Origin of the sequence: Cellulomonas triticagri (assembly GCF_003696205.1) — a bacterium.
GTDB lineage: Bacteria > Actinomycetota > Actinomycetes > Actinomycetales > Cellulomonadaceae > Cellulomonas > Cellulomonas triticagri.
Genome location: NZ_RFFI01000186.1, coordinates 1 through 4,584 on the forward strand (window position 1 = coordinate 1; position 4,584 = coordinate 4,584).

At 76.8% G+C, this 4,584-nt stretch carries 5 protein-coding genes; 3 read left to right on the forward strand and 2 right to left on the reverse strand.

Features of this window, described 5'->3' with window-relative positions; translation table 11 throughout:
- A partial coding sequence (locus EBM89_RS19545) for an NAD(P)H-dependent glycerol-3-phosphate dehydrogenase (protein ID WP_147463636.1) occupies positions 1-819 on the forward strand: 819 nt, incomplete at its 5' end.
- 66 nt (positions 820-885) lie between these two features.
- Here the strand turns inward: EBM89_RS19545 and EBM89_RS19550 are convergent.
- Positions 886-2,067: a trans-sulfuration enzyme family protein gene (locus EBM89_RS19550; RefSeq protein WP_122151263.1), complete on the reverse strand. Its 1,182-nt coding sequence runs from the start codon at positions 2,065-2,067 to the stop codon at positions 886-888.
- Between the two features lie 143 nt (positions 2,068-2,210).
- On the opposite strand from EBM89_RS19550, the gene EBM89_RS19555 reads away from it, so the two are divergent.
- Positions 2,211-3,356: a D-alanine--D-alanine ligase family protein gene (locus EBM89_RS19555; RefSeq protein WP_122151264.1), complete on the forward strand. Its 1,146-nt coding sequence runs from the start codon at positions 2,211-2,213 to the stop codon at positions 3,354-3,356.
- A gap of 12 nt (positions 3,357-3,368) precedes the next feature.
- Here the strand turns inward: EBM89_RS19555 and EBM89_RS19560 are convergent, their stop codons facing one another.
- Positions 3,369-3,935, reverse strand: a complete 567-nt coding sequence (locus EBM89_RS19560; protein ID WP_233571870.1) for a DUF3515 family protein — start codon at positions 3,933-3,935, stop codon at positions 3,369-3,371.
- A gap of 37 nt (positions 3,936-3,972) precedes the next feature.
- Here EBM89_RS19560 and EBM89_RS19565 point away from each other — a divergent pair.
- Positions 3,973-4,584: thiamine-phosphate kinase (locus EBM89_RS19565; protein WP_233571871.1), on the forward strand; the 612-nt coding region annotated here is incomplete at its 3' end.

A 4,584-nucleotide genomic window follows, 5' to 3' on the forward strand; every position in this document is an offset into this window, starting at 1 on the left:
CAGGCCGACCCCGCCGCCGCCGTCGCGGGCGCGGACGTCGTCGCCGTCGCCGTGCCGTCGCAGTCCGCCCGCGCCGTGCTCGCGCCGCTGGCCGGGGCGCTCGCGCCGGACGCCGTCGCGGTCTCCCTGATGAAGGGCGTCGAGCTCGCCACCGACCGCCGGATGAGCGAGGTCGTCGCCGACGCGCTGGGGCTCGGCACCCACCGGGTCGCCGTGCTCTCGGGACCGAACCTCGCGGCGGAGATCGCCGCCCGGCAGCCCACCGCCACCGTCGTCGCCGCGACCGACGCGGGCACCGCCCAGCGGGTCGCCGACGCGTGCGCCACCGGGTACTTCCGGCCGTACACGAACGACGACGTCGTCGGCGTCGAGCTCTGCGGCGCGGTCAAGAACGTCATCGCCCTCGCCGTCGGCATCTCCCAGGGCCGCGGGCTCGGCTACAACACCATGGCCACCGTCATCACCCGGGGGCTCGTGGAGATCACGCGCCTCGGGCTGGCGCTCGGTGCGCGCGCCGAGACGTTCCCCGGGCTCGCCGGGATGGGCGACCTCATGGCGACGTGCGCCTCGCCCGACTCCCGCAACCACAAGCTCGGCCTGCACGTCGGGCGCGGGCTCTCGCTCGAGGAGGCGGTCGCCGCCACCGGCGGCACGGCCGAGGGCGTCAAGAGCTCGCGGTCCGTGCTCGACCTCGCGGAGCGGGCGGGCGTGGAGATGCCGATCACGCAGGCCGTGGTGCAGGTGCTGCACGAGGGGCTGCCGGTCGACGCCCTGGCCCCGCTGCTCCTGGGCCGCCCCCGCAAGCCCGAGGGCGTCTGACCCACCCGGCACCCGCTCCCTGCGCAGGGCGCGCCGCGGACGGCTGGCGGCGGGGCGTGGCCCGGGTCAGGCGCGGAGGGCGGCGTCGAGGTCCGCCCAGAGGTCCTCGACGGACTCGATGCCGACCGACAGCCGCAGCAGGTCCTCGGGGACCGTGGGGCTCTCCGTGGCGAACCGGCGGCGGCGCTCGATGCTGGACTCGACGCCGCCGAGGCTGGTCGCCGGGACCCACAGCCGCAGCGCCGCGACGACGGCGTCCGCCCCTGCCGCCCCTCCGGCCGGGCGCAGGCCGATGATCGACCCGTACCCGTCCATCTGGGCGGTCGCGCGGGCGTGGCCCGGGTCCTCGGGCAGGCCCGGGTGCCGGACTTCGACCACGCCGGGGTGCTCGGCCAGGCGGCGGGCGAGCTCGAGGGCGTTGGCCTGCGCGCGCTCGACCCGCAGGGCCAGCGTCCGCACGCCGCGCAGCGCGAGGTAGACCTCGAACGGCCCGGCGATGGCGCCGTGCACGGTCCGGTAGGTGTGCAGCCGCTCGCGCAGCGCCGGGTCGTCGGTCAGTACCGCGCCGAGCACGACGTCGCTGTGCCCGGCGAGGTACTTCGTCACCGAGTGCACGACGACGTCCGCGCCGAAGGCCAGCGGCCGCTGCACCAGCGGCGTCGCGAAGGTGTTGTCCACGCCGACCAGCGCGCCCACGGCGTGCGCGGCCGCGATCAGCGCGGGCAGGTCGGCGACCTCCAGCATGGGGTTGGTGGGCGACTCGACCCAGAGCATCGACGTCGCGCGGCCGGTGGGGGAGGCCGCCGGGTCGAGCGCCGCCACCACGGCGTCGGTGTCCGCGATGTCGACCTGCGCGACCTCGACGTCCGAGCGCCCCGCGAGGTCGCGGGCGTAGCCGAGGGTGACCTGGTAGGCGTGCCGGGGCAGCACCAGGCGGCCGCCGTGCGGCACGAGGGACAGCGCGGCGGCGATGGCGGCCATGCCGGAGCCGAGCACGAGCGCCGGGTGCACCGAGCCCTCCAGCGCCCCGAGGGTCTGCTCGAACGGCCCCCACGTCTCGGTGTCGGCGCGGGCGTACATCATCTCGCCCGGCTGCGGCTCGCCCTGCGACACGTAGGTGGAGGACAGCACGACGGGGGAGTTGACCGGGGCGCCCTGCGCGCGGGCCGGGCGGCCGCTGGTCACGGCGACGGTCTCCGGGGCGAGCGGCGGCTGTCCGGGCTGGGTGTGCGGGTCGCTGTGCGTCACGCGCGCACGATAACCCCGGTGTCCGGTGGCTGGACAGCGCGTCCCACGCCTCGGCCGCAGGGGTGTCGTGGCGTGCGGAGATCCTGTGCGGGCGCGACCGGTTCGTCCGGTCCGCGGGGCCGATCCGGCTAGGCTCACCGGCGATGTCCAGCACCGAGCAGCCGCAGCCCACGTCCACCGGCACCCGCCCGCGGGTCCTCGTCCTGTTCGGGGGGCGGTCCGGCGAGCACGCGATCTCCTGCGCCACCGCCGGCGCGGTGCTGCGCGCGGTCGACCGCGAGCGGTACGACGTGCTGCCCATCGGCATCACGCCCTCCGGGCGCTGGGTGCGGGTCGCCGACGACCCCGACCGCTGGTCCATCACCGACGGGCGCCTGCCCGAGGTCGAGGACGTCCCGGAGCAGGTGCTGCTGCCCCAGGAGGCCGGCAGCCGCGAGATGCAGGTCCTCGAGCCCGGGTCGCCCGCCACCACCCTCGGCGACGTCGACGTCGTCCTCCCGCTGCTGCACGGCCCGTTCGGCGAGGACGGCACCCTCCAGGGGATGCTCGAGCTCGCGGACGTCCGGTACGTCGGCGCCGGGGTGCTCGCCTCCGCCGTCGGCATGGACAAGCACTTCATGAAGATCGCGCTCGCGGGCGCCGGGCTGCCGATCGGGCCGTTCGTCACGCTGCGCGGCGACGACCTCGACCGGGACCGCGACGGCGTCCGCGCCCGCATCGAGGCGCTCGGGCTGCCGCTGTTCGTCAAGCCGGCCCGCGCCGGGTCCAGCATCGGGATCACCCGCATCACCGACCTCGCGGACCTGCCCGCGGCGGTCGCCGAGGCGCAGCGGCACGACCCCAAGGTCGTCGTCGAGGCCGGGATCGTCGGCCGGGAGATCGAGTGCGCCGTGCTCGGCGGCCGCGCCGGCGCCCCCGCCCGCGCGTCGCTGCCGGGGGAGATCGTCGTCACCGACGCGACCCACGGGTTCTACGACTTCGAGGCGAAGTACCTGGACGAGGCCGCCGTCGAGCTGACCTGCCCCGCCGATCTGCCGGACGACGTCATCGCCCGCGTCCAGGACGTCGCCGTGCGCACGTTCGACGCCGTGGACTGCGAGGGCCTGGCCCGGGTCGACGTGTTCGTCACCCCGGACGGCGAGGTCGTCGTCAACGAGATCAACACCATGCCCGGCTTCACGCCGTTCTCGATGTACCCGCGGATGTGGGCGCAGAGCGGCCTGGCGTACCCGGACCTGCTGGACGAGCTGCTGCGGCTCGCGCTGGAGCGCCCGACCGGCCTGCGCTGACGCGCCGCGCGGTCAGAGGCAGGAGCGGGTCGCCTCGACCTGCGCGATGGCCGGGCTGAGCGCGTCCAGGAACGACGTCGACCGCTCGGCGACCACCGACGCGGGCACGTGCACCTCCACCGCGGGCGCGCGGCCGTAGGTCACGAACGTCCAGTCCGACGTGCCCGGGGACGGCAGCGCATCGGGCGTGGACCCCTCGGTGGCGCCGTCGGCGGCCCCGTCCGGCGGCTCGGCGTCCGCGCGCACCAGCCAGTCGATCGCCGTCCCCGCCGCGGTCTCGACCGTCACGCACTGCTCCGTCGTCGGCCCCGGGACCTCGACCCCGCAGCGCAGCGTCACCGGGTCCGTGGGGTCGCCCCACGCCGACGTCGCCTGGCTGGTGGTGCGGTGCTGGTCCAGCCCGTCGCCCAGCGACTCCGGCAGCTGCAGCACGATGCGCGCGCAGTCGGGGTTCGCGGCGTCCTGCGCGACCGGGACGCCCACCGAGGACGCGCACCCCGCGAGCGGCGCGGCGGTCACGAGCAGGACGAGAGGCAGGACAGCGCGGCGGGTCAGGGCAGGCGGCGTGGGGCGGGGCACGCCGCCACGGTAACCCGGCGGCACTACGGTGGCGGACGTGACCCCCGCCCTCCCGCTCGACCCGCACCCGCACGACCCCGAGGGGCCGGTGGTGGCGGACCTCACGGAGGGCGAGCTGCTCGCCCGGATCTTCCCGCTGCTGCCCGCGGGCGGGGCGACCCTGGTCGGCCCCGGCGACGACGCCGCGGTGCTCGACGCCCCGGACGGCCGGTACGTGGTGTCCACCGACGTCCTCGTGCAGGACCGGCACTTCCGGCTCGCCTGGTCCGAGGGCGAGGACGTGGGCTGGCGGGCCGCGATGCAGAACCTCGCCGACGCCGCCGCCATGGGCGCGCGACCGACCGCGCTCGTCGTGTCGCTGGTGATGCCCGGGGGCCTGCCGGTGACGTGGGTCGAAGGGCTGGCGCGCGGGCTCGCCGCCGCGTGCGCGACCGTGGGCGCAGGGGTGGTCGGCGGGGACCTGTCCGGCGGGGACGCGGTCGTGGTGGCCGTCACCGTGCACGGCGACCTCGCCGGGGTCGCCCCCGTGCTGCGCTCGGGTGCCCGGCCGGGCGACGTGCTCGCCCTCGCGGGCACCGTCGGGCGCTCGGCGGCCGGGCTGGCGCTGCTCGACGCCGACCGGGCCGACGTCGACCCCGCGGTGGTGGCG

Coding starts and splice junctions, on each gene's coding strand:
- EBM89_RS19555 (WP_122151264.1), top strand. CDS start 2,211: ATGTCCAGCACCGAGCAGCCGCAGCCCACGTCCACCGGCACCCGCCCG.